The sequence below is a fragment of the Aequorivita antarctica genome, assembly GCF_007997155.1.
In the GTDB taxonomy this organism is placed as follows: domain Bacteria; phylum Bacteroidota; class Bacteroidia; order Flavobacteriales; family Flavobacteriaceae; genus Aequorivita; species Aequorivita antarctica.
This window is the reverse complement of sequence record NZ_VORT01000003.1, coordinates 101,250-123,991: the sequence shown is the minus strand read 5'-3', so window position 1 is coordinate 123,991 and position 22,742 is coordinate 101,250. Positions and strand designations below refer to the sequence as shown.

Below are 22,742 nucleotides of genomic sequence, written 5' to 3'. Positions count from 1 at the left end.
GACAAAAAAATAGAATGAGAAAATTTATATAAATATTTCACTTCCAATTTTCCATTTCCTATTTCTCACTTTTTTGCAACTTTACAAACAAATCCCAAACCACAACACCCACGCTTACAGAAATGTTCAGCGAATGTTTGGTGCCAAATTGCGGAATTTCAATCACCGCATCGCTTGCCGTAACTATTTTTTGCTGAACGCCCTTTACTTCGTTCCCGAAAATAACTGCATAAGTCATTTCTTTTTGAACAGAGAAGTCATTAAGGTTTACGGCGAGTTCCGCTTGCTCGATGGAAGCTACAAACACACCTTCGCTTTGTAATTTGGAAACTAATTCCGTAACATTTTCAGCATATTCCCAATCCACGCTATCCGTTGCGCCCAAAGCAGTTTTTTGAATGTCTTTATGCGGAGGCTTGGCCGTAATGCCACAGAGATAAATTTTCTTCACCAAAAAAGCATCCGCTGTCCGGAAAACGGAACCAATATTGTTCAAGCTTCGGATGTTATCGAGAATAATTATCAGTGGCGTTTTTTCCGAAGCCTTGTATTCTTCAGGATTGATGCGATCGAGTTCGCTATTTTTTAGCTTGCGATTTTTCATAGGCGGCAAAGTTAATTATTAGCCGGCTAAAGTTGAGGCCAATTGTTGATAAAACCCAATAATTCACAATCACTTCATTTTAAAGAAAACAGCATTTTAGTTACATTTATCGATTAAAGAATTTTTTTGAGTTATGGCGAAGAAGGAAACCCCGTTGATGAAGCAGTACAACACGATTAAAGCCAAGTATCCCGATGCTTTGCTGCTTTTTCGTGTGGGCGATTTTTACGAAACTTTTGGGGAAGACGCAATACGAGCCGCGAGAATTTTGAATATTACACTTACCGCTCGGAATAATGGCGGTGATAATGTTGAGCTCGCTGGTTTTCCGCATCATTCCTTAAATACGTATTTACCAAAACTGGTTATGGCCGGTTGCCGAGTTGCCATCTGCGACCAACTGGAAGACCCAAAAATGACCAAAACCATTGTAAAGCGTGGCGTTACTGAATTGGTCACGCCAGGAGTTGCTTTTAACGACGATATCCTACAATCAAAATCGAATAACTTTTTGGCAGCAGTTCACTTTGGTACTTCGACAGGCTCAGCAACCGTGAAAAATATTGGTGTTTCTTTTTTAGATGTTTCTACGGGAGAGTTTCTGGTTTCAGAAGGTTCTGCGGAATACGTTGATAAACTACTACAAAATTTCAATCCTTCAGAAGTGCTTTTTTCGAAACAGAAACGAAAACTTTTTACGGAAACTTTTGGCAATCAATATCACGTTTTCCATTTGGAAGACTGGATTTTTCAAAGTGATTATTCCTTTGAAACGCTTACGAAACATTTCGACACAAAAAACTTAAAGGGTTTTGGCGTGGATCATTTGGAAGATGGCATTATTGCTGCGGGCGCTGCGCTTCATTACTTAAGCGAAACCCGACACACCAAGTTGCTGCACATTTCGCGTTTGTCTCGAATTGCTGAAGACGAATACGTTTGGATGGACCGTTTTACCATTCGCAATTTAGAGTTGTACCATTCCAATCAGCAAAATGCAGTTACACTTTTGGATGTTATAGACAAAACCATTTCGCCTATGGGTGGAAGGCTTTTGAAACGTTGGATGGCACTTCCTCTTAAAAATGCTGAAAAGATAAATCGGCGTCACGAAGTTGTTAGTTTTCTGCTCGACAACACAGTTATTCTGGAAAAAACGAAACAATACACCAAGCGCATTGGCGATTTGGAGCGCTTGATTTCAAAAGTTGCAACGGGAAAAGTGAATCCAAGAGAGGTTATTCAACTTAAAAATTCTTTAGAAGCAGTCGTTCCTATTAAAGCATTGGCTTTAAATTCAAAGAATGAATCCCTGAAAATTATTGGCGAACAATTACACGACTGCGAATTACTTAGGGATAAAATAAAGGAAACGCTTTTTGAGGAAGCTCCGGTAAACATTCTTAAAGGAAATTCCATAGCAGAAGGGTTTTCAGAATCACTTGACGAGCTTCGGAATATCTCAGCAAACGGCAAGGGATATCTGGATGAAATGCTACAGCGCGAAACCAAACGGACAGGTATTTCTTCGCTTAAAATAGCTTCAAACAACGTTTTTGGATATTACATAGAAGTTCGAAACACCCATAAAGACAAAGTGCCGCCAGAATGGATTCGAAAGCAAACTTTGGTAAATGCCGAGCGTTATATTACGGAAGAATTAAAAGAATACGAAACAAAAATCCTAGGAGCTGAAGAAAAAATACTCGCTTTGGAGCAAGAAATTTTTGGGAAGCTAGTGGAGTGGATGCTTCAATTTATTGGATCCGTTCAGCAAAATGCAGCACTGATCGCGCAGCTGGATTGTCTGTGTTCTTTCGCAACGCAAGCAAAAGAAGCAAACTACACAAGGCCGCTACTCGATGATACTTTTGATTTGGATATAAAAGAAGGGCGTCACCCGGTTATTGAAAAACAACTTCCTCCAGATGCTCCGTACATTGCTAATGATGTTTTTCTAGATAGAGACAATCAGCAAATCATTATGATTACCGGACCGAACATGAGTGGTAAATCTGCAATTCTACGCCAAACAGCTTTGATTGTATTGTTGGCACAGATGGGTAGTTTTGTTCCAGCTTCAGCAGTGCGGATGGGGTGTGTGGACAAAATTTTTACTAGGGTTGGCGCGAGCGATAATATTTCGATGGGCGAATCAACCTTTATGGTTGAAATGAACGAAACGGCAAGTATTCTGAATAACCTTTCTGAACGGAGTTTAATTCTCTTGGATGAGATTGGCCGGGGAACAAGTACCTATGACGGCATCTCGATAGCTTGGGCCATTAGCGAATATTTGCACGAACATCCTTCACGCGGGAAAACACTTTTTGCAACCCACTATCACGAATTAAACGAAATGACCGAAACTTTTGCCCGAATCAAAAATTATAATGTTTCGGTAAAGGAATTGAAAGACAATGTACTTTTCCTTCGGAAGTTGGTTCCAGGTGGAAGCCATCACAGTTTCGGGATTCACGTTGCAAAAATGGCAGGAATGCCGCAAGCGGTGCTTCAAAGGGCAAATAAAATACTGAAACGATTAGAAAAGAGCCACGCTTCAGAAGAATTGACCGAAGAAATGAAAGCAGTTTCAAAAGAAGAGATGCAGTTGAGCTTTTTTAAACTGGACGATCCGCTGCTAGAAGAACTCCGGGAAGAGATTTTAGGTATTGATATTGATACACTTACGCCCGTAGAAGCCTTGATGAAGTTAAATGAAATACGGCGCATGTTGCAGCGGAATGCAACAGTTAAATTGAAAAAGTAAAATTCAGGAATAATTTATCAAAAAAGACTTTGCTTTTGAAGTAAAATTTTTAAATTTGCTCCCGCTTTGAATATGAAGCGTCGTTCATTAAATATTATGCGAAAATAGCTCAGTTGGTAGAGCGCCACCTTGCCAAGGTGGAGGTCGCGGGTTCGAATCCCGTTTTTCGCTCAACTAGGATGCCGATGCAATTCGGCATTTTTTGTTAAGTCCCGGTTGCAACTGGCAGCCGAATTAAGCTGATGTGGTGGAATTGGTAGACACGCCGGACTTAAAATCCTGTGACCATTAGGTCGTGCGGGTTCAAGTCCCGCCATCAGTACGTAAATGCCTCGTAATTAAATAATTACGAGGCATTTTTTATTTTAGTTCTAACTATATTCTGAAAGTTGTTTTTCAGATAAATTCAAGGTATAAAAAAAGCCCTTTCATATTTGAAAGGGCTTTCTGTTTTTTCAGCAAAAAAATTGCTTATTGACCGTTAGTAGCGTCTTTTACAGCTTCTTTAGTGTCATCAGCGGCTTGCTCAACTGCATCGCCTGCATCTTCCATAGCATCTTCAGTTGCGTCAGCAGCGTTATCAACAGCTTCAGCTGCATTGTCCATAGCGTTCTCAGCGTCAGTTTGAACTGATTCAGCAGTTTCTTCAGCATTTTCTGTTGTAGTTTCTCTGCAAGAGTAAACAGAAGCAACTAATGCAAGAGCGGCAAGTGATAAAAAGATTTTTTTCATTGTAGAAATAGATTAGTGATTAATAGTGTGCAAAAGTAATTAAAATTTTGATTGTGTATCATTTATAAGTTTTTTTTTTGAGGCAAGTACAAATCTTTTTTTAGGGAAATTATCCATTATTTTTTTGGAATATTTCCAAAAAAGAGTATTTTTAAAGGATGAAAAATACTCTTCCTATTGAAGCTACACGGTTTAAAGCCCTCCGTGAAGAGCTGCACCATACCCAACAATCGTTTTCGGAACTTCTGGATATAGGCACCACGACTGCTGATATTGAAAGAGGTAAGACCAAAATTACCGGAAAAATTGTGATGGAGCTTATGGCTCAATTCAACATTAATCCTTTATGGCTTTACGGTAAAAGTTTTGAAAAACATATAGATACTTCTCGTGGCGATGTGAGTCCGAAGGTTATAACATTGGATATTTCGGGCAATGACAGTATTTTATTGGTAAACCAAAAAGCAGCAGCGGGTTACCCAAACAATATTCACGATTTAGGGTGGTATCAAAGCCTGCCGGCTTTCAATATTCCTTTGCCAGAATACAGAAATGCATCTTATCGCGGTTTTCAGGTTGAAGGTGATAGTATGCTGCCAAACATAAAACCAAATGAGTGGGTTTTAGGCCGTGCCGTGCCCAGTATTAGCGAAGCTACAGACAGCAAGATTTACATAGTGGTTTTAAGAGATTCGGTTTTGGTGAAAAAACTTCAAAAAATCCCTAACAACCTGCAAAGCATCAGGCTTATATCCCTAAACGATCAATACTTGCCCATAGATGTAAAAGTGAAGGATATCCAAGAGCTTTGGATGGTAAATAGCAAGTTGAGTTTTGGAGTGGACGAACCTGCTGAAAGTAGTTTGTTGCGGCAATTACAACAGTCAATGGATGAACTAAAAGGACAAATAAGCGGCCTGAAATAAAAAGAGGGATGTTTTTTTCAAAACACCCCCTCTTTGTTTAAAAAACTAAGAATTTAATCTTTGTCTTTTATTTTTATTTTAACGTTTCCGTCATCGTCAGTTTTTATTTTGGCTTTTTCGTCTTCGGTTTCCATTTTTATTTTATCACCGTCGTCTTTCACTTTAATATCAGCACCCTTGTCCTGCATGTCTTCAATTACTTCTTCCTTCTGGGTTTTTTGATCTCTACAAGAAGTAAGAGAAACTGTTAAGAATCCTGCAAATAGGGCAATCATTGTTAACTTTTTCATAGTTTTTAGTTTTGAGTTAGTGTTATTTATTTATCGTTCCCGATTTCATCAATTTTTTTATCGATTTCCTCGTTTACTTCTTTATCCACTTCTTTTGCGGTACGTTCAAGAATGCCCTCTTTGTTTTCAGTTTGAGGAGTTTCAACTTTCACTTCGCGTATCACTTCTTTGGTTTCCGTCGTTGTTTCACGACATGAACCCAAAGCTAAAGTTGCAATGGAAATTAGAATAAATAGCTTTTTCATAAATAGATTGTTTTAATGGTTGCAACAAATCTAATCTATTTAAAAGTGGAAGATTGATAATTAAATACTAAAAAATGTAAAAATAATGCTAATAAGCTAGATTTTTATTCAAAATAGTTCAGTTAGTATAAGAGAGAAGTTAAATATTTACTTAAAATTCGCTATTAAGTAATTGATTATTTTCTGTGTTGCTCCCGTGTTTTTGTTCACGAAGTGGCCACAGATCATTCCGGTTTTGTTTCTGAAGTTGTCATTATTTATTAGTTTGTCCAATATCTCGCTACATTCCGCTGCGTTATTCACAGAAAAAAGACCAGCCAAATCTTGCAGACGAATGGCTTCTTGAAATTCATCATAATTTTTTCCAATCACGATTGGCACTCCAAAAGTGGCTGGTTCCAATATATTGTGAAGTCCAGTTTTTCCCATTGCGCCACCCACATAAGCGATGTCTGCATAACTGTATAGTTTGCTCAACAAGCCAATGCAGTCAATTATCAAAACCGAATATTCGTAAAGGTTCACTTCGTCTTTATTTGAATGCAAGACTGTTTTTTTTATAATTTTATTTTTGAAACTTTCAATTTTATCAGTTTCTATTTTATGTGGAGCAATAATGAATTTCACATTTTCAGGTGCCGAATTTATATAGTCTAAAAGTACTGCTTCATCATCTGGCCATGTGCTTCCGCAGACAATGCAAAGCGAATTCCCCTTGAAATCTTCGGCAAATTTTAGGGTATTGTCCATTTCAATTTGGTGTGAAACCCTATCAAACCGTGTGTCGCCACTAACTGTTACATTGTTGAAGCCAATGCTTTTTAAAAGTGCTTCGGATTTTTCATCCTGTAGGAAAAAGTGATCAAAACTTCCGAGGGCTTTTCGCATAAAACTTCCATAGCTTTTGAAAAAGATTTGGTTCTTTCTAAAAACACCCGAAACCAAAAGGGTTGAAATGTTTTTTTTCTGAAGCTCGAAAAGATAATTGGGCCAAAATTCATATTTCACAAAAATAGCAAGCGATGGATGAACGGTTTTAATAAACCTTTTTGCGTTTGAAGAGGTATCCATCGGCAAATAAATCACGGCATCCGCCAAAGGAGTGTTTTTTTTGATTTCATAACCTGATGGCGAAAAGAAGCTGACCACTATTTTATGGTTGGGCTTTATTTTTTTCATTGCTTCCATAATTGGGACGCCTTGCTCAAATTCACCCAAAGAAGCACAGTGAAACCAAATGGTTTTATCTGTAGCGGAAATTTTTTGTTGAAGAACTTCAAAAACGTCTTTCCTACCGTTGACGAAAAGCTTCATTTTTTTGCTGAACAGCGCCACAATCCTTAAACCGAAGGAAACGAAATGAATTAATAAATTATAGATGATGCGCATATGACGCAAAAATACCAAATTTCAAGTACCAAATTCCAAACCGATGAAGTCAATTCAAGTTGCCCCTATCTCGAATCCCGAATTAACCCATCCCGAATCCCGAAATAACAAATATCATTTTCGTAATTTTACCGAATTCAAAATTATTTCAGCAGCATGAAAAAAATACAAATGGTTGACCTTAAAGGTCAGTATGAAAATATAAAGGAGCGGGTGGACAGTTCTATCATGAAAGTGATTGAAACCACCGCTTTTGTAAATGGTCCCGAGGTTCACGAATTTCAAAAGGAGCTTGAAGAGTATTTAGATGTAAAACATGTAATTCCCTGCGCCAATGGAACCGATGCGCTTCAAATAGCGATGATGGGGCTTGGTTTAAAGCCAGGCGATGAAGTGATTACGGCCGACTTCACCTTTGCTGCAACTGTTGAGGTTATTGCACTTTTGCAACTCACTCCCGTTTTGGTTGATGTGGACCCAATAAATTTCAACATAGCTATTGAAGCCATAAAAAAAGCAATTACTCCAAAAACCAAAGCAATAGTTCCCGTTCATCTTTTCGGGCTTGCGGCGAATATGGACGAAATTATGGCGCTTGCCGAAGAGCACAATCTTTATGTAATTGAAGATAACGCCCAAGGAATTGGTGCAGATTATACCTCAAAAGACGGTACTAAAAGGAAAACCGGAACTATAGGTCACATTGCCTCGACTTCTTTCTTTCCTTCAAAAAATTTAGGATGTTATGGTGATGGCGGAGCGATATTTACTAATGACGATGATTTGGCACACATTATTCGCGGCATTGTAAACCATGGTATGTATGTGCGCTACCATCACGATGTGGTTGGTGTAAATAGTAGATTAGACTCTATACAAGCAGCGGTGCTTAGAGCAAAGTTGCCGCATTTGGACGCATATAACGCAGCCCGTCGAAATGCCGCACGAAAATACAACAAGGCGTTTGAAGGAGTTGAAAATATAATTACTCCAACTGGAATTTGCGATAATTCCCAAAAAATTTGCGATAATTGCGACTGCCATGTTTTTCATCAGTACACCTTAAAAATCGTAAATGCGGATCGCGATGCATTAGTAAACCATTTAAACGAAAAAGGAATTCCTTGTGGCGTGTATTACCCAATCCCACTGCATCTTCAGAAAGCATATAAAGATGAGCGTTACAAAGAAGAAGATTTTACAGTTACAAATCAGTTGATAAAAGAAGTGATTTCATTGCCAATGCACACAGAACTGGATGATGAGCAGATTGATTATATTACAGAGACCGTTATAAATTTCGTAACCAAATAATGAAAAAAATACTCGTAACTGGTGGTTTGGGCTACATAGGTTCCCATACCGTTGTTGAACTTCAAAAATCAGGTTATCAAGTTTTAATTATCGATAATCTTTCCAATTCTTCTTTGGATGTTTTGGAGGGAATAACCAATATTTCCAAGATACCACCAACTTTTGAGAGGCTTGATCTTCGTTTTAAGGCGGATGTTTCAGATTTCTTTAAAAGAAATAGTGATATTGAAGGAATAATTCATTTTGCAGCTAGTAAAGCAGTAGGCGAAAGTGTTGAAAATCCTTTGCTTTATTATGAAAACAATCTGAACACGCTTATTTACTTACTTCAGGAATGTAATACATATGGAATTGAAAACTTTATTTTCAGCTCTTCCTGTACAGTTTATGGCGAGCCAGACTCACTTCCTATTACTGAAGATGCCCCCGTTAAAGCGGCTACTTCACCTTACGGAAATACAAAACAAATTAGTGAAGAAATACTAAAGGACACTTGCTCGGTTTCTTCTTTAAAAGCTATTGCGCTTCGCTATTTTAACCCAATTGGTGCCCACGAAACACTAGAAATAGGAGAGCTTCCCGCAGGTGTGCCTCAAAATTTAGTTCCGTTCATCACCCAAACCGCTGCTGGTTTACGAAAAGAATTGTCTGTTTTTGGAAATGATTATCCAACCGAAGACGGTAGTTGCATTCGCGATTATATTCACGTGGTAGATTTAGCAAAGGCGCACGTTATTGCAATGCAGCGATTGCTTTCCAAAAAAAATGAAACCCAATTTGAGGTTTTCAATTTAGGGACGGGCAGAGGTAGTTCTGTTTTGGAAGTTGTGAATTCATTCGAAAAAACAACTGGCGAAAAATTGAATTATAAAATCGTGGCACGTCGCCCTGGAGATGTGATTTCAGTATATGCCGACACCAAAAAGGCAAATGAAGTTTTAGGTTGGAAAGCTGAAAAAACAATGGAAGATGCTTTGAAATCGGCTTGGAAGTGGGAGCAGAAAGTGCGAGGTATTTAATAAGGCAGGATAACCTAATTCCGAAAAAAAGTATTCAATTTAAACCCTAAAGGTTTTAAATAACTATGAGGCTGATGGTTAATTCACAAGGGTTTAACCCAGATTTAACGCTAATAATTAGGAATTGGCCATTAGGATTTGTTTCTTTGTCCCTGAATAGTACTCTTTACTTTTGCTTTAAAAACAATACATTAGGAGCCAAAGGGGGTCAAAAAAACTATGATGAAGTTAGTTTCAGTGAAACGACAAACAAAAACAGAAAAACGATTTACAGAAAAAATGGGAATGTTCACTACAAGTGTGATCTACATTAAAAAAACATTTTTAAATATTCCCTTTAAAACCCTCCACAAATATCGCGAAACCTATTATGGTAAAACGAAGGATTGTGAGGACTGTAGCATAAGCGCATAAGAGATTTCAAATTATGAATAAAAACGCCGAATGATAATTATCATTCGGCATTTTTATTTTTAGATGAGTTAAATCATATTTTTAAACTTTTAGAATCATTAATTTTGAACCATTCTAAATAACGTAAAACAAAATAATATGAAAGTAGCATCATTGATTAACGATCTTCAATACAACGAAAGCAGGCCAGCAATACAAGTTTTAATGGAAACGGAAACTGGAAAGGAAATTAGAATCGCCTTTAAGGAAGGACAGCTAATGAAAGAACACAAAACGCCTTTCCCGATTGTTGTTGAAATATTTGAAGGTGCTATTGAGTTTGGAGTAAATGGAACTATTCACCATTTGAAAAAAGGAGACTTAGTTGCACTTGAAGGGGGAATTCCCCACGATCTAAAAGCATTGGAAATAAGTACCGTAAGATTAAGTCTAAACAAAGCAGATTCCGCGAAACGTGTGGAGGATGTGGCAAAAAATTCTTGAGACATTTAATTCGCTTTTAAAACTAAATATGCTCGAAAAAAGCCAGCAATTGGTAGTTTGATAAACCAATAAATTTGTAGCTAAAATAAAAACGCCGAAGTTAATTTTAACTTCGGCGTTTTATTATATAACGAATTAAAGAATTTTCAAATCATCAAATTAAACCTCCGCCTTTTCAGTTTCCATAGAAGAATCAATCTTTTTCACTAATCCTTGCAAAACATTTCCGGGGCCAACCTCTATAAATTTAGTCGCACCATCTTTTATCATGTTCTGTATGCTCTGCGTCCATTTTACTGGAGCGGTCAATTGAAAAATTAGATTTTCTTTTATTTCCGAAGGATTCGTAACCGCAAAGGTTGAAACGTTTTGATAGATAGGGCAGGCTGGTTCGGTAAATTGTGTGGCTTCAATGGCAGCTGCAAGCTCTTCTCTTGCAGGTTCCATCAGCGGACTATGAAATGCTCCACCAACAGGTAAAATCAGTGCTCTACGTGCGCCAGCTTCTTTCAAGCTTTCACAGGCTTTTCCAACGGCATCCACATCTCCTGAAATTACCAGTTGGCCGGGACAGTTATAATTTGCAGCCACTACAATTCCTGGAGTGTTTGCGCATATTTCTTCAACCAAATGATCTTCCAAGCCTAAAACAGCAGCCATTGTTGATGGTGTCAATTCACAAGCATGCTGCATTGCCAATGCGCGTTTATAAACCAATTGCAACCCATCACTAAAAGCAAGCGTTCTATTGGCAACCAAAGCCGAAATTTCACCTAAAGAATGTCCAGCCACCATATCTGGCTGAAAATTACTGCCCATCACTTCCGCCAAGATAGTGGAGTGAAGAAAAATCGCGGGCTGGGTAACTTTGGTTTCTTTCAGTTCATCGGGGGTGCCTTCAAACATTATTTTGGTAATATCGAAGCCCAAAATCTCGTTGGCTTGATGAAAAAGTTCTTTCGCTTTTGAGGAATTTTCATAAAGATCTTTACCCATTCCCGTGAATTGGGCGCCTTGTCCAGGAAATATATATGCTTTCATTTTTAATGTTTTTTTTAGAGAATTAAATATAGCGGTTTTATTTTCGAACCCAAGTTTGATAGCTGAAAGAAAACTTGTGTCTTTCATCCTTTTCGTGCTCAACTTCAGAAATAAGTAGCCATTCCTTTTCAGGGAAACTGGGAAAAAAAGTATCGGCATCAGGAAAGGTTCCGTGCACTCGGGTGAGCTCAATTTTATCAGTAAATGGGAGCCCCATTTTGTAGATTTCACCACCGCCAATTATAAAAGGCTGATCGTCTTTTTCGGAAATTTTTAGCGCTTCCTCCATACTATGAACCACAACTGCACCTTCCTTTTTATAATCTTTATTTCGGGTAATAATAAGGTGTGTTCTGTTGGGAAGTGGTCTTGGAAAAGATTCAAAAGTCTTTCGCCCCATAATAATATGGTGGCCAGTGGTTAGCTGCTTAAAACGTTTAAAATCATCTGGCAAATGCCAAAGAAGGCCGTTGTCCTTTCCCAATTCATTATTTTCGCCAGCGGCGGCAATCATTGTAATCATTGTACGTCTGGCGGTAATGGGTTGTTCATCTCGTTTTTTTTTAACTCTTCAGAAGGTATTGTAGGCAGTTGCAGTTCCGTATCTACTTTTTTCTGAATTTCGACCATACGCTCCGCTTGACGGGCTTTCAGTTTTTCAAGCTGTCTGTCTTCCCATTCCTTGCCCATAAATTTGTTCATCACAAACACGTTGAAAAGATGTACGAGAAATATGAAAGTCCAGATTAAAATGGCCCAGATGAACCAATCTTTTATAAAGAAATTATTGCCGTAGCCCAATAAAGGATTGATAATAATAAGGAGTACCGAACCCACCAAAAACAATATAAAATGGCGCATCAAGTTTTTTTTCTGTTTGATGCGGCTACGAGCGTATTCATACTGCTCGCGTTGTTCGGCATCAATTCTTTCGTTTTTTTTAGCTTTTGAAAACATAGTTGGTTACTTTCGTTGAAAATCAACTGTTACTGATACTTTCAGTATTGTAAAAATACCTAAAATTCGCCATTTTGGCCATTACTTATGGAAGATTTAAAAAAACACTTTCCAGCTTTAGAATCTTGTGTATATCTGAATACGGCTTCAAATGGCGTAATTCCAAAACCTGTTATTGAATGGCGAAGACAGCACGATTTAGATTTGATGAACCATGCGAGCGTTTTCCGTGACAAACATAAACTTCATATTGAGCAGATTCGGCAAACGGTTTCTGGCTTTTTTAATGCTTCCACCGATGAAACTGCATTGGTTCCTAATTTATCCTTTGGAATAAATACCGTATTGGAAGGACTTCCGAAGGGTCAAAAAATTCTTCTTCTCAAAAATGATTATCCGTCCATAAATTGGCCCGTTGAAATGCGCGATTTTGATGTTTGCTATGCAGAAATTGACGAAAATTTGGAGAAAAACATAGAAGAAGCCGTCGCAAAGCACAGGCCGGATGTTTTTATGTTCAGCATCGTGCAATGGCTCAGTGGTATAAAGATAGATTTTGAATTTCTTAAGCAGTTAAAAAGCTATCATCCAAACCTTCTTTTGATTGCAGACGGCACGCAATATTTGGGAACGGAGCATTTCAATTTTTCAGATAATGCTATCGATGTTTTGGGCGCCAGTGCCTACAAATGGTTAACTGCTGGCTACGGTAACGGTTTTATAATGGTGAAGGAGGCTGCGAGGGAACGTATTTTTCCAAAAACCATAGGGTTCAATTCAGCGGAAAGGTTTGAAAGTCTGGCTACGGAAACTGCTTTTATGAAACATTTTGAACCAGGCCATCAAGATACTTTGAATTATGGGAGTTTGGAGCAGGCCATGTTGTTTCAGGAAAAGCTTGGGAAGGAAAACTTGTATCAAAAAATTGCTTCACTTTCAGCCAAAGCAAAAGAACATTTTGCCGAGATGGGCTTGTTGAAAAATGACACCTTACTTCGCGAAAAGCACGCTTCTATTTATAATTTAAAAGGAGATCAGGCACTATTTCAGAAGCTCCAGGAGAACAATATTATTTGTTCCCCACGTGGTGGTGGGATTCGCGTAAGCTTTCATTATTACAACTCAGAAACTGAATTAGAAAAGTTACTTAAAGTTTTAAAATAACTATTCTTTCATTTCCACTCCTTTCCAAAAAGCTACATGGCCTTCAATTTCTTTGGCGGGATGTTTTGCTTTTGGATAATACCACGCGGCATCTTGATTTTGTTTGCCATCTACTTCCAGAGTGTAGTAGAATGCTTCACCCTTCCACGGACAATGAGTGTGGGTATCACTTTCTTTAAAATATTCTTTGTTAATGGATTCGGCTGGAAAATAATGATTATTTTCAATAATCTTGGTTTCATTACTTTCTGCAAGCGTTTTATTGTTCCAAATGGCTTTCATAATTTAAATTTAGAAATGTTTAAAAGTATGTATTTTGAATTAGCACTTATAATATTATACTGAGCACAGTTGAAATAAAGCATTAGGCTTTTCTAAAAACGTAATTTTTATAATATTCTTTATCGTCCGAAAATGAGGTTACGATTTCAAGCCCTGATTCTTCGGCAAGCCAACTCACAATTTTGTCGTCATATTTTTGTGAAATTTCGGTATGGATGGTTTCCCATTTTTCAAAATTTACAGTTAAGTTTATTTTTTCAACTGTTACCTGCATAGGTTCGGTGGCAACTAGAAAACTTTTTGCAGTAGCAGTTTCTGGATCATAAACTTCCCAGTGTTTGAACTTTTCAACCTCAAAATTCCCGCCTATTTCACGGTTTATTCTAGTTAAAACATTTTTATTGAAAGCTTCTGTTATTCCAGTTTCATCGTTATAGGCGTTCAAAATAGTCTGCGGATTCTTTTTTTGATCAAAACCCATAAAAAGCAAATCATTAGAAAGCATAGCCTCTTTTAACTTTGAGAGAAATTCGATTGCCTTTGGGTGCTTTAGGTTGCCTATGTTGCTTCCCAAAACCATAATTACCTTTTTGCGTTTATTGAACCCTTTAAGCCGTTCCAAAACTTCAAAATATTCGCCCACTTCGGCATCTACATTTAGGATGGGCATTTCTATGGCTAAATTATTTGAGAGCAATTCCACCGCATTTTCGCTAATATCAATGGGTTTGTAAACGAAATTGAAATTGTTTTTCGTCATATACTTTAGCAGCACTTTTGTTTTTTTTCCGTCGCCAGCACCCAACTCAATTAAATCCAAACCCTTTTCACGGTCGCGGAAAAGTTCGCCGATAGTTTCTGTATGATTGGAAAGAATTTGAAATTCGCATCCCGTAAGATAATATTCAGGCATTGCCATAATATCCTGAAAAAGTTTATCCCCTTTTTTATCATAAAAATACTTTGATGATAAATATTTGGGAAAAGCACTGAGGCCTTCAAAAACTTCTTTTTTAAAAGTCGTGTCCAATGATGTTGTGAAAGTTGTTGTCATAAAAAGATAGTCGTAATTATTTTGCTAACCTTAATCCGGTAAATTGCCACCTCAGATTGGTTTGAAAAAAGTTGCGGTAAGTAGGTCTTGTGTGTTTCGGAGAAGTTGCCACAGAACCGCCTCGCAGCACTTTTTGGTTTACCATAAACTTACCGTTGTATTCGCCAATGGCGCCAGGCGCTTTTGTATAACCCGGATAAGGTAGGTAGGCGCTTTCTGTCCACTCCCAGCGACTTCCCCATTCAAAGAATTGTTGCGCGGCCTCCCATTCAAATTCGGTTGGTAATCTGCAGTTTTTCCATTGGGCGAAGGCAAATGCTTCATAATAGGAAATGTGTGAAAGAGGGGCTTCCAAATTTATTTTTTGAAGTCCCTTCAACGTATATTGGTGCCATTCTTCATCGATGTTATGCCAGTACATGGGCATCGCAATATCGTTTTGTTTAACCCAATCCCAGCCTTCGGCGTGCCACAGGTTGAAATCTTTATAGCCGCCAGCGTTTATAAATTCAAGATATTCTGCATTGGTAATGAGTTTACTTGAAATTTTATAATTCTGAAGATATACTTTGTGGCGACCTAATTCATTGTCATAACAGAATTCGTCGGAATTAGTATGACCAATTTCATAAATACCCTCCTTCATATCAATCCATTCCTGCTGAAAATTCTGTGATAGGTTTTCTGAAAATAAATCGTTGTATTTTGGCAACAAGGGGTTGTTTCCAAAAATATATTTTATGTCTGTAATCAACAGCTCTTGGTGTTGTTTTTCGTGATGAATTCCTATTAACAGAATTTCTTCTAATTCTTTGGAAATTTCTTCAGAAAGAAAATCTTTCATTTCATTGGTTACATACTGACGATAATCGTAAACCTTCGCCACGCCAGGACGCGAGAGGTTTCCGCGGTCATTTCTAATTACGCGTTTACCAACGTTTTCATAATAGCTATTGAATACAAAGGCGAAGTCTTCGTGAAAAAGTTGGTAGCCTTTTTTGTGGGGTTTTAATATGAATTCCTCAAAAAACCAAGTGGTATGTCCTAGGTGCCATTTTGGAGGCGATACATCTATAATGGGCTGAACCACATAGTCTTCAATTTCTAGGGGTTTGCAAATATTTTCAGTATGTTCACGGGTTTCGAGAAAGAATGAAACCAAAGTGTCTGTAGTAATCATAAAAAAAGTGTCGCAATTTTTTTTGACGACACTTTAAATATAATTATTAAAATTGTTTAAGACTATTTAACTAGCGTTAAACAGTTGTTAAACTAGTTTTTGTCAGTTTTTTATTTTGCGTTTATTACTTTTTTTCTCGACTCTTTTCGGGGGTTCCACTTTGAAAATAATAGGAAGCGAATACAGTACTCCAACTTCTTTTCCTCTTTGCTTTCCAGGCTTCATCTGGGGAAGATTACTTACAACACGAACAGCTTCATTTTCAATCTCAGGATAATCTGCGCGTGCCCGAACATCTACAACGTTTCCTTGTTTGTCAATTTTAAATTGCACTGCGGATCTGTATATTTTTGGAGGCAAATCCATCGCTTCAATCATTTTCATGTCAAAGTGCTTGTTTATAAACTCAGCAATTTTGGTTGACATACAGTCTTTCAGTTCAATATTGTCATCTCCTTTACAGCCAGGATATTTAGGGACATTTTCAATTACTGCATAAGGTACATCTCCCGTTGTCATTTCAGATTCTGTAACTTCAGTAACGGAGCCTTCTTCCTGAGCAAAAGAAATTGAAGCACAGCTTACAAAGCATAGAAAAAGAAATTTCTTAAATATCATTTCCCAGTTTTAAAATTAAACGGAACGGTGTATTTAATAGCGCGTGGTTTGCCTGCTAGCATTCCAGGTTTGGACATTTTTGGAATTGCCATAATGTTTCTCTTTGCCTCTTCCTGTAATTCTTTACTGCCTCCGGTAACTTTTTGTATTTCAACCAAGCCTTGTTCGTTGATAATGAATTCAACAGTTACTTTTCCTTGGTCGTTTTTTTTGTATGCTGTTGGAGGATATTTAAAATTTTTGATAATGTGGGCAATAAGCTTCTCATCAAAACATTTGTCGCGTACTGCGGCAGCTCCGGCTTCACAGCCGGGCCAAATAGGAGCAATTTCTTTCATGGTTACTTCGTTTGCTACAACATTTCCCCATTCTTCTTGGGCAAGAATAGTTGTTGAGAATAGAATGCAAATTGCAATAAATAGGTTTTTCATTTTGGGGGATTTGAGTTTATAATTAAATGGCAACAGCACCTTTAATGTGTGGATGTGGATTGTAGTCAACAAGTGTAAAGTCATCAAAAGTGAAGCCAAAAATATCTTTTACTTCTGAATTGAGCAACATTTTTGGTAAAGGATGCGGTTCACGCGATAATTGAAGTGCAACTTGGTCAAAGTGGTTACTGTAAATATGGGCATCGCCAAAGGTGTGGATAAAATCGCCAGGTTGGTAACCACAAACTTGTGCCATCATCATTGTTAACAAAGCATAAGATGCAATATTAAAAGGAACGCCCAAGAAAATATCGGCACTGCGTTGATACAATTGACAGGATAGTTTTCCATCAGCCACATAAAATTGAAAGAAAGCGTGGCAGGGCGGAAGTGCCGCTTTGCCATTGGCAACATTTTCAGAAAATGGTTTTGAAGTATCTGGCATTACACTGGGATTCCAAGCGCTAACCAGCATACGGCGACTGTCAGGGTTTTTTTTAAGAGTTTGGATAATTTCTGAAATCTGGTCAATTTCTTCACTGTTCCAGTTTCGCCATTGGTGGCCGTAAACGGGGCCTAAGTTACCATTTTCATCAGCCCATTCGTTCCAAATTCGGACTCCGTTTTCTTGAAGGTATTTAATATTTGTGTCACCGTTCAAAAACCACAAAAGTTCATAGATGATTGATTTTAGGTGAAGTTTTTTGGTCGTTATCATTGGAAAGCCTTCGCTGAGGTCAAAACGCATTTGATAACCAAAAACACTTTTGGTGCCAGTGCCAGTTCGGTCTTGCTTTTCCGTTCCGCTTTCGAGTACGTGTTTTAGGAGGTCGTGGTATTGCTTCATTTTCCTTCGCTTTTTTTGAGTTTTCTAAAATAGATAAATCGCTTTAAGGGAACGAATGGGAATACTATATTATTTGAAAAGTTATTAACTATAATTGGACGTTAGCCGATAATCATTCCAGCAATAGTTGCAGAAATAAGGGAAGCAATCGTCCCACCAATTAAAGCTTTTATTCCAAACTTAGAAAGGGTTTTACGCTGACCAGGCGCCAAGGAACCAATCCCTCCAATCTGAATGCCGATGGAAGCAAAATTCGCAAAGCCACAAAGCATATAGGTTGCCATAATAATACTTTTTTCGTAATTGAGATGCAGCTCGTTCTGTACGTTTTTAAGATCTGCCAACTGAATGTATCCCACAAATTCACTGGCAACGAGTTTTATTCCGAGCAATTGGCCCATCATTGTCATGTCTTCTTTGGCCACACCCATCAACCACATTAAAGGTGCTAAGATAGTTCCTAAAATAAATTCGAGCGATAGACCTTCGTAGGCTGTTTTCTCAGCGATAAGCTCATTAAGAGACATAAAATGCCAGTGGAAGCTTAATGCTTCAATGGAAAAACCGTCAAAGCTTGCCAAAGCACCAAGTATTCCATTGAACATAGCGATAAACGCTACAAAAACCAAGAGCATAGCACCCACGTTTACAGCCAGTTTCAAACCTTCAGTGGTTCCATTTGCTATGGCATCCAAAAAGTTAGATCCAATTTTTTCTGAAGAAACTTTTACATCTGTATTAATAGGTTCGGTCTGTGGGAACAATATTTTTGAGATAACAATTGCGCCCGGAGCTGCCATAACAGAGGCAGCCAAAAGATGTTTTGCGAAAGTCAATCGCAATACGGGGTCGTCACCTCCCAAAAAACCAATATAGGCAGCAAGTACAGCCCCAGCAACGGTAGCCATTCCACCAATCATTACCAAAAGCATTTCGCTCTTGTTCATTTTTTCCAAATAGGCTTTAATAAGAAGTGGTGCTTCGGTCTGTCCTAAAAAGATATTTCCAGCTACGCTTAAGCTTTCGGCTCCAGAAATGTTCAAAAGTTTGGTGAGCAACCAGCCCATTCCTTTTACAACAACTTGAATTATTCCAAAGTAAAACAGCACTGAGGTTAAGGCTGAGAAAAATATAATTGTCGGTAAAACTTGAAATGCAAAGATGAAACCGAATGAGTTTATGTCCAACATTCCGCCAAAAAGGAATTCGCTCCCAGCTCTAGTATATTCCAAAACATTGATAAAAAGTTGGCCTACTGCTTCAAAACCATTTTTTATGAAACCAATTTTTAAAACTCCAATAGCGATCAACAGTTGGAATGCTAAACCGATGCCCACTGTTTTCCAGTTGATGGCTTTTCGGTTTGCGCTGAAAAGAAATGCTATTACAAGCAATGAAATCATTCCCAAAATTCCGCGCCAAAAACTTTGCATTGAAAAACCTTGGCTGGGTATTATTTCTGAAGATTTTGCCACAGTTAGTGGTGTTATAGCGGCTTCATTACCAAGCAGTTTTAACTGATACTCAATATTATTTTCAGAAAGTGAAAGTGTGCTATCGGTAACTTGCGACACGCGGAACCGTCTGATACTTTCGTTGGGTTTGTTGAAGAAAAGTACGAGTAGATTATTCTGAAAAATATAATCACCACTAGATTTTAGGCTATCGTTAGGCGACAATTGATATTCAAAAATACCGTTTTCGAGTTTTAAATAATCTTTTTCTGGATTGGTCTTGAGGATGGAAAGGCCGTTTTCGTCTTTTACTTCTGAAAATTGCCAGGTTTTTTCAATGCTCTGCCCAAAAATAGTTCCGAAGAAAAGTAGTGCGATGGCTACAATTGTAAATTTCTGCATAAATTATTCAAAATTCAACCCTTCAGCTAGCTCAGGGTGAAAAGTTCAAGGTTTAATGTTTACAATTCAACCCTGTGACTGTGCTCAGGGGAATAAACTGACAAACGAAAAAAACAACCGAAATCATTGTCGTTTTGAGATTTCATCCCTTACGCTTGCTGCTTTTTCGTAGTTTTCGTTTTTTACGGCTTCATTCAGCATTTTGTTCAATTCACTAAGGCTGAGCTTGCTGTAATCTTCGCTGGCCGGTTTGACTGATTCTTTGTCTTCCCCTAAAATCAAATTTTCTATAACCGCGTCTTCTTTTTTTGAAAGCATTTTTTTTGAGGTGGAGGTTTTCAGATAAATTCCAGCTTTGTCCAGAATGTTTTTATATGTAAAAATAGGTGCCTTAAAACGAAGTGCCAACGCAATGGCATCACTGGTTCGGGCGTCTATTATTTCTTCAATTTTGTCGCGTTCGCATATTATGCTAGAGTAGAAAACGCCATCCACCAATTTGTGAATTATTACTTGTTTCACTACAATTTCGAAACGATCCGCGAAATTTTTAAAAAGGTCGTGCGTCAATGGGCGTGGAGGTGTTATTTCCTTTTCCAACGCAATGGCGATGGACTGTGCCTCAAACGCGCCAATTACTATTGGTAGTTTGCGTTCGCCGTCCACTTCGTTCAAGATAAGGGCATACGCGCCATTTTGTGTTTGGCTGTAGGATATTCCTTTTATGGTAAGTTTTACTAAACTCATTCTTCAGTGGTCAATATTCAGTACGCGTTACGCAGTGTTCAGTTCAACAATGGATTATAAAATTAACGAATAAAAAAACAATAAAAAAAAGGCTGTTTAAATTTGGATGTTTCCCTATCTAAACAGCCTTTTTTCGAGGCACAAATTAATAAAAATTATGCGTTGGCTTCGGTACAATTTTCTTTTTTTTGAAAAAAAAGAAAATCACCTGCCTGCCAAGGCGGAGCGGGCAGGCTCAGCCACCCTAGTTCAGTACGTATCTGTATCAATTGAAGGAAGTTAGACAATGCACAGTTATTGCCGATGGGGAGGACAATAACTGTTCTTTGGTTAGGCGGCCATTGTTCCGTCCTTGAAATTTATCGGCCACGAGAACAATTTCTGAATCATCACTTCACTAAATTATTGTTTAAAGTCGATGTTTTGTTTTCAATTAATTTTTTAAATTCACAGACAAATGAATAAGCATCAAAATTTATATTGAATTTGGTCATTGAATTGGCTTGTATTTTGACAGAGATTTTTATTATTTCTGTTTATCTTTTCCTCTGTATTTAAAGAAGGTACTTCGTTGTGTAATTAAAAGCATATTTAAAATTTTGAAACAGAATCAATCTGAATCATTACGCTTATGGGCGAAGCTACAAGACGGTAACTTGGAGGCTCTAGGAATGCTCTACGATATTTATATTGACGACCTATTTACTTATGGAATGGGTGTTTCTGGAAATAAAAGCGAGGTGATGGATTGCATCCACGATTTATTTTTAAATCTTTATAAGTATCGAAAAAATCTTTCCAATACAGATCGTGTGGATTTTTATTTAATGCGCTCACTGAAAAACGAAATATTAAAACGCATCCAAATCTCCAAAAGGAAGTTGACTATAGGAGGTCAAGAAAACAATATCTCTTTCCAAATATCAACAGAAGAAGGTTTTATAGCCAATGAATGGGAAATGGAACGTTCACAAAAACTCACCAAGGCCATAAAATCGCTCAGTAAAAAACAACGCAAAGGTTTGTCCATGCGGTTCAGTGAAAATTATTCCTATGAAGAAATTGCAGAACAAATGAATATTTCTGTACAATCTTCAAGAACCATGATTTATAGAGCTATCAAGGTTTTACGTAGCCAATTACAGTATCTTATCTTGGTTTACCTAATATTTTTTTGTTTTTTTAAAAAATAAAGTGTCTATATATTGAGAAGTTCTTACTTATACTTATATAACCCAAGGGTGGTTTGAATTTTTAGGTAAGAACTTTTAAAATTTCCATTTTATTGGAAAATATATATGACACAGAACAAAAATGGTAATTTAAATTTCCAAAAATTTTCCGGAAAGGATAAATCGCTTTTAAGGAAGCGGATTTATAGCTCTATCTACGCATATAGACTTAGAAGGCACTTTTTTCGATTTACAGTTGCTGCTTCTGCAGCTGTCGTTGCTGTATTCTTAACCTTTTCATTATTCAATTCTAAGGTTTCTAATTCAGCAATTGAAAAATTTGCGAAAATCCATAATGATAAGACTACAAATCAAGATGTTCAACTAATCTTGAATGACAATAAAAATATTTCTATTACAGCTAAAAATGCTCAAATAAGCTATTCCAATTCAGGGGAAGAAGTGAGTATAGGCAAATCAAATTCTGTAGCTCAGCATATAGCATCTTCATCTGAGCCTATTTTCAACACCTTGATTGTTCCTTTCGGAAAACGATCTGAGATAGTCCTTTCGGACGGCAGTAAAGTCTGGCTCAATTCTGGTTCAAAACTTATATTTCCCGCTCGTTTTACTGTTGAAAAAAGAGAGGTATATCTTGAAGGCGAAGCAATTTTTGAAGTAAGTCACAATAAAAACAAACCCTTTTTCGTGAAGTCCAAAAATCACGAAATTCAGGTATTGGGTACCGTATTCAATGTTAATAATTATAATGATGACGATGCTATTTACACCGTTCTAAAAAGTGGAAGCGTTCAAATAAATTATACTTCAAATACGCTTTTCGATTCTGAAAAAAACATCAAAATGAAGCCAGGAACAAAGGTTACATTTAATAAGGAAAAACATAATGTGAACGAGGCCAATGTTGATGTGGAGCCATATTTTTCTTGGCGCGATGGGGTTTTTATCTTTAAAAATGACCCTTTGAAATCTATAATGAAAAAAATATCGAGGTATTACGATGTGGAAATTATTATTGCAGATAACGCGAGGGCAAATGAAACATTTTCGGGTTATCTAGATGTAAAGGACAGTATTGAGAGCGTTTTAGAAACCATTAAAGAAGCGGAACCACCAGGATTTGAATATAAGTTCTCAGCAGATCATAAAATTATAATTAATTAAAAACATTTCAAATTTGACATAA

General features: G+C 37.4%; 25 protein-coding genes and 2 tRNA genes. 11 read left to right on the top strand and 16 right to left on the bottom strand.

Features of this window, described 5'->3' with window-relative positions:
* Window positions 1-58: 58 nt before the first annotated feature.
* The gene (locus tag ESU54_RS05170) at window positions 59-604 is read right to left on the bottom strand and encodes a TrmH family RNA methyltransferase (RefSeq protein ID WP_111843511.1); all 546 of its coding nucleotides are present in this window, start codon (window positions 602-604) and stop codon (window positions 59-61) included.
* A gap of 133 nt (window positions 605-737) precedes the next feature.
* Between ESU54_RS05170 and mutS the strand changes: the two genes are divergently transcribed.
* From mutS to ESU54_RS05155, 3 genes are all read left to right on the top strand, one after another.
* Complete coding sequence (gene mutS / locus ESU54_RS05165) at window positions 738-3,374, top strand: DNA mismatch repair protein MutS (protein WP_111843512.1); 2,637 nt, start codon at window positions 738-740, stop codon at window positions 3,372-3,374.
* A 98-nt stretch (window positions 3,375-3,472) separates the two neighbouring features.
* Window positions 3,473-3,545, top strand: a tRNA-Gly gene (locus tag ESU54_RS05160).
* A 67-nt stretch (window positions 3,546-3,612) separates the two neighbouring features.
* Window positions 3,613-3,696 (top strand) — tRNA-Leu (locus ESU54_RS05155).
* Between the two features lie 149 nt (window positions 3,697-3,845).
* On the opposite strand, the gene ESU54_RS05150 is transcribed toward ESU54_RS05155, so the two are convergent.
* Window positions 3,846-4,106, bottom strand: a complete 261-nt coding sequence (locus tag ESU54_RS05150; RefSeq protein WP_111843513.1) for a hypothetical protein — start codon at window positions 4,104-4,106, stop codon at window positions 3,846-3,848.
* A gap of 158 nt (window positions 4,107-4,264) precedes the next feature.
* Here ESU54_RS05150 and ESU54_RS05145 point away from each other — a divergent pair, with 158 nt between their 5' ends.
* The gene (locus tag ESU54_RS05145) at window positions 4,265-5,032 is read left to right on the top strand and encodes a LexA family transcriptional regulator (protein ID WP_111843514.1); all 768 of its coding nucleotides are present in this window, start codon (window positions 4,265-4,267) and stop codon (window positions 5,030-5,032) included.
* A gap of 53 nt (window positions 5,033-5,085) precedes the next feature.
* Here ESU54_RS05145 and ESU54_RS05140 read toward each other — a convergent pair whose 3' ends face one another.
* The 3 genes from ESU54_RS05140 to ESU54_RS05130 form a co-directional block, all read right to left on the bottom strand.
* Window positions 5,086-5,322 carry a hypothetical protein gene (locus ESU54_RS05140; protein WP_111843515.1) on the bottom strand — a complete coding sequence of 79 codons (237 nt, stop codon included), beginning with the start codon at window positions 5,320-5,322 and terminating at the stop codon, window positions 5,086-5,088.
* Between the two features lie 26 nt (window positions 5,323-5,348).
* Complete coding sequence (locus ESU54_RS05135) at window positions 5,349-5,567, bottom strand: hypothetical protein (RefSeq protein ID WP_111843516.1); 219 nt, start codon at window positions 5,565-5,567, stop codon at window positions 5,349-5,351.
* Between the two features lie 147 nt (window positions 5,568-5,714).
* On the bottom strand, window positions 5,715-6,956 hold the full coding sequence (locus tag ESU54_RS05130) for a 3-deoxy-D-manno-octulosonic acid transferase (protein WP_111843517.1): 1,242 nt from the start codon (window positions 6,954-6,956) through the stop codon (window positions 5,715-5,717).
* 156 nt (window positions 6,957-7,112) lie between these two features.
* Between ESU54_RS05130 and ESU54_RS05125 the strand changes: the two genes are divergently transcribed.
* From ESU54_RS05125 to ESU54_RS05110, 4 genes are all read left to right on the top strand, one after another.
* Complete coding sequence (locus ESU54_RS05125; protein ID WP_111843518.1) at window positions 7,113-8,270, top strand: DegT/DnrJ/EryC1/StrS family aminotransferase; 1,158 nt, start codon at window positions 7,113-7,115, stop codon at window positions 8,268-8,270.
* Window positions 8,270-9,289, top strand: coding sequence for a UDP-glucose 4-epimerase GalE (gene galE, locus ESU54_RS05120; protein ID WP_111843519.1), 1,020 nt, complete (start codon window positions 8,270-8,272; stop codon window positions 9,287-9,289). Before ESU54_RS05125 ends, galE begins: the two co-directional genes overlap by 1 nt.
* Window positions 9,290-9,511: 222 nt before the next feature.
* Window positions 9,512-9,703 carry a hypothetical protein gene (locus ESU54_RS05115; protein ID WP_111843627.1) on the top strand — a complete coding sequence of 64 codons (192 nt, stop codon included), beginning with the start codon at window positions 9,512-9,514 and terminating at the stop codon, window positions 9,701-9,703.
* 138 nt (window positions 9,704-9,841) lie between these two features.
* A complete protein-coding gene (locus tag ESU54_RS05110; protein ID WP_111843520.1) occupies window positions 9,842-10,186 on the top strand; it encodes a cupin domain-containing protein in 345 nt (114 codons plus the stop codon).
* Between the two features lie 159 nt (window positions 10,187-10,345).
* Here ESU54_RS05110 and fabD read toward each other — a convergent pair whose 3' ends face one another.
* The 3 genes from fabD to ESU54_RS05095 are packed head-to-tail and all read right to left on the bottom strand — an operon-like array spanning window position 10,346 to window position 12,184.
* A complete protein-coding gene (gene fabD, locus ESU54_RS05105) occupies window positions 10,346-11,227 on the bottom strand; it encodes an ACP S-malonyltransferase (protein WP_111843628.1) in 882 nt (293 codons plus the stop codon).
* Between the two features lie 37 nt (window positions 11,228-11,264).
* Window positions 11,265-11,750, bottom strand: coding sequence for a dihydrofolate reductase (locus ESU54_RS05100; RefSeq protein WP_111843521.1), 486 nt, complete (start codon window positions 11,748-11,750; stop codon window positions 11,265-11,267).
* Window positions 11,747-12,184 (bottom strand): 2TM domain-containing protein, encoded by a 438-nt coding sequence (locus tag ESU54_RS05095; protein ID WP_111843522.1) that lies wholly within the window; start codon window positions 12,182-12,184, stop codon window positions 11,747-11,749. Before ESU54_RS05095 ends, ESU54_RS05100 begins: the two co-directional genes overlap by 4 nt.
* A gap of 87 nt (window positions 12,185-12,271) precedes the next feature.
* Between ESU54_RS05095 and ESU54_RS05090 the strand changes: the two genes are divergently transcribed.
* Window positions 12,272-13,348 carry an aminotransferase class V-fold PLP-dependent enzyme gene (locus ESU54_RS05090; RefSeq protein WP_111843523.1) on the top strand — a complete coding sequence of 359 codons (1,077 nt, stop codon included), beginning with the start codon at window positions 12,272-12,274 and terminating at the stop codon, window positions 13,346-13,348.
* Here the strand turns inward: ESU54_RS05090 and ESU54_RS05085 are convergent, their stop codons facing one another.
* The 8 genes from ESU54_RS05085 to ESU54_RS05050 form a co-directional block, all read right to left on the bottom strand.
* Complete coding sequence (locus ESU54_RS05085; RefSeq protein WP_200830094.1) at window positions 13,349-13,630, bottom strand: DUF427 domain-containing protein; 282 nt, start codon at window positions 13,628-13,630, stop codon at window positions 13,349-13,351. It lies immediately after the preceding gene.
* Window positions 13,631-13,712: 82 nt separating this feature from the next.
* Window positions 13,713-14,684 carry an L-histidine N(alpha)-methyltransferase gene (locus ESU54_RS05080; RefSeq protein ID WP_111843525.1) on the bottom strand — a complete coding sequence of 324 codons (972 nt, stop codon included), beginning with the start codon at window positions 14,682-14,684 and terminating at the stop codon, window positions 13,713-13,715.
* Between the two features lie 16 nt (window positions 14,685-14,700).
* Entirely contained in the window at window positions 14,701-15,864 is a 1,164-nt protein-coding gene (gene egtB, locus ESU54_RS05075; RefSeq protein WP_111843526.1) for an ergothioneine biosynthesis protein EgtB, read from the bottom strand.
* A 102-nt stretch (window positions 15,865-15,966) separates the two neighbouring features.
* Window positions 15,967-16,482, bottom strand: coding sequence for an energy transducer TonB (locus ESU54_RS05070; protein WP_111843527.1), 516 nt, complete (start codon window positions 16,480-16,482; stop codon window positions 15,967-15,969).
* Window positions 16,479-16,913, bottom strand: coding sequence for an energy transducer TonB (locus ESU54_RS05065; protein WP_111843528.1), 435 nt, complete (start codon window positions 16,911-16,913; stop codon window positions 16,479-16,481). Before ESU54_RS05065 ends, ESU54_RS05070 begins: the two co-directional genes overlap by 4 nt.
* Before the next feature lie 22 nt (window positions 16,914-16,935).
* Window positions 16,936-17,760 carry a thymidylate synthase gene (locus ESU54_RS05060; RefSeq protein WP_111843529.1) on the bottom strand — a complete coding sequence of 275 codons (825 nt, stop codon included), beginning with the start codon at window positions 17,758-17,760 and terminating at the stop codon, window positions 16,936-16,938.
* A gap of 101 nt (window positions 17,761-17,861) precedes the next feature.
* Window positions 17,862-19,616: a NupC/NupG family nucleoside CNT transporter gene (locus ESU54_RS05055; RefSeq protein ID WP_111843530.1), complete on the bottom strand. Its 1,755-nt coding sequence runs from the start codon at window positions 19,614-19,616 to the stop codon at window positions 17,862-17,864.
* A gap of 123 nt (window positions 19,617-19,739) precedes the next feature.
* Window positions 19,740-20,363, bottom strand: coding sequence for a bifunctional nuclease family protein (locus ESU54_RS05050; RefSeq protein ID WP_111843531.1), 624 nt, complete (start codon window positions 20,361-20,363; stop codon window positions 19,740-19,742).
* 599 nt (window positions 20,364-20,962) lie between these two features.
* Between ESU54_RS05050 and ESU54_RS05045 the strand changes: the two genes are divergently transcribed.
* Together ESU54_RS05045 and ESU54_RS05040 are read left to right on the top strand one after the other, a co-directional pair.
* Window positions 20,963-21,556: an RNA polymerase sigma factor gene (locus ESU54_RS05045; RefSeq protein ID WP_111843532.1), complete on the top strand. Its 594-nt coding sequence runs from the start codon at window positions 20,963-20,965 to the stop codon at window positions 21,554-21,556.
* Between the two features lie 105 nt (window positions 21,557-21,661).
* Window positions 21,662-22,720: a FecR family protein gene (locus ESU54_RS05040; protein WP_111843533.1), complete on the top strand. Its 1,059-nt coding sequence runs from the start codon at window positions 21,662-21,664 to the stop codon at window positions 22,718-22,720.
* Window positions 22,721-22,742: the final 22 nt, after the last annotated feature.

Excerpts from the sequence above, each read along its gene's own strand:
- ESU54_RS05145 (WP_111843514.1), top strand. The coding sequence starts at position 4,265 with ATGAAAAATACTCTTCCTATTGAAGCTACACGGTTTAAAGCCCTCCGT.
- ESU54_RS05110 (WP_111843520.1), top strand. The coding sequence starts at position 9,842 with ATGAAAGTAGCATCATTGATTAACGATCTTCAATACAACGAAAGCAGG.
- ESU54_RS05125 (WP_111843518.1), top strand. The coding sequence starts at position 7,113 with ATGAAAAAAATACAAATGGTTGACCTTAAAGGTCAGTATGAAAATATA.
- fabD (WP_111843628.1), bottom strand. The coding sequence starts at position 11,227 with ATGAAAGCATATATATTTCCTGGACAAGGCGCCCAATTCACGGGAATG.
- ESU54_RS05130 (WP_111843517.1), bottom strand. The coding sequence starts at position 6,956 with ATGCGCATCATCTATAATTTATTAATTCATTTCGTTTCCTTCGGTTTA.
- ESU54_RS05140 (WP_111843515.1), bottom strand. The coding sequence starts at position 5,322 with ATGAAAAAGTTAACAATGATTGCCCTATTTGCAGGATTCTTAACAGTT.
- ESU54_RS05135 (WP_111843516.1), bottom strand. The coding sequence starts at position 5,567 with ATGAAAAAGCTATTTATTCTAATTTCCATTGCAACTTTAGCTTTGGGT.
- ESU54_RS05100 (WP_111843521.1), bottom strand. The coding sequence starts at position 11,750 with ATGATTACAATGATTGCCGCCGCTGGCGAAAATAATGAATTGGGAAAG.
- ESU54_RS05050 (WP_111843531.1), bottom strand. The coding sequence starts at position 20,363 with ATGAGTTTAGTAAAACTTACCATAAAAGGAATATCCTACAGCCAAACA.
- ESU54_RS05115 (WP_111843627.1), top strand. The coding sequence starts at position 9,512 with ATGAAGTTAGTTTCAGTGAAACGACAAACAAAAACAGAAAAACGATTT.
- ESU54_RS05065 (WP_111843528.1), bottom strand. The coding sequence starts at position 16,913 with ATGAAAAACCTATTTATTGCAATTTGCATTCTATTCTCAACAACTATT.
- ESU54_RS05080 (WP_111843525.1), bottom strand. The coding sequence starts at position 14,684 with ATGACAACAACTTTCACAACATCATTGGACACGACTTTTAAAAAAGAA.
- ESU54_RS05170 (WP_111843511.1), bottom strand. The coding sequence starts at position 604 with ATGAAAAATCGCAAGCTAAAAAATAGCGAACTCGATCGCATCAATCCT.
- galE (WP_111843519.1), top strand. The coding sequence starts at position 8,270 with ATGAAAAAAATACTCGTAACTGGTGGTTTGGGCTACATAGGTTCCCAT.
- ESU54_RS05085 (WP_200830094.1), bottom strand. The coding sequence starts at position 13,630 with ATGAAAGCCATTTGGAACAATAAAACGCTTGCAGAAAGTAATGAAACC.
- mutS (WP_111843512.1), top strand. The coding sequence starts at position 738 with ATGGCGAAGAAGGAAACCCCGTTGATGAAGCAGTACAACACGATTAAA.
- ESU54_RS05040 (WP_111843533.1), top strand. The coding sequence starts at position 21,662 with ATGACACAGAACAAAAATGGTAATTTAAATTTCCAAAAATTTTCCGGA.
- ESU54_RS05070 (WP_111843527.1), bottom strand. The coding sequence starts at position 16,482 with ATGATATTTAAGAAATTTCTTTTTCTATGCTTTGTAAGCTGTGCTTCA.
- ESU54_RS05060 (WP_111843529.1), bottom strand. The coding sequence starts at position 17,760 with ATGAAGCAATACCACGACCTCCTAAAACACGTACTCGAAAGCGGAACG.
- ESU54_RS05150 (WP_111843513.1), bottom strand. The coding sequence starts at position 4,106 with ATGAAAAAAATCTTTTTATCACTTGCCGCTCTTGCATTAGTTGCTTCT.
- ESU54_RS05055 (WP_111843530.1), bottom strand. The coding sequence starts at position 19,616 with ATGCAGAAATTTACAATTGTAGCCATCGCACTACTTTTCTTCGGAACT.
- ESU54_RS05090 (WP_111843523.1), top strand. The coding sequence starts at position 12,272 with ATGGAAGATTTAAAAAAACACTTTCCAGCTTTAGAATCTTGTGTATAT.
- egtB (WP_111843526.1), bottom strand. The coding sequence starts at position 15,864 with ATGATTACTACAGACACTTTGGTTTCATTCTTTCTCGAAACCCGTGAA.
- ESU54_RS05095 (WP_111843522.1), bottom strand. The coding sequence starts at position 12,184 with ATGTTTTCAAAAGCTAAAAAAAACGAAAGAATTGATGCCGAACAACGC.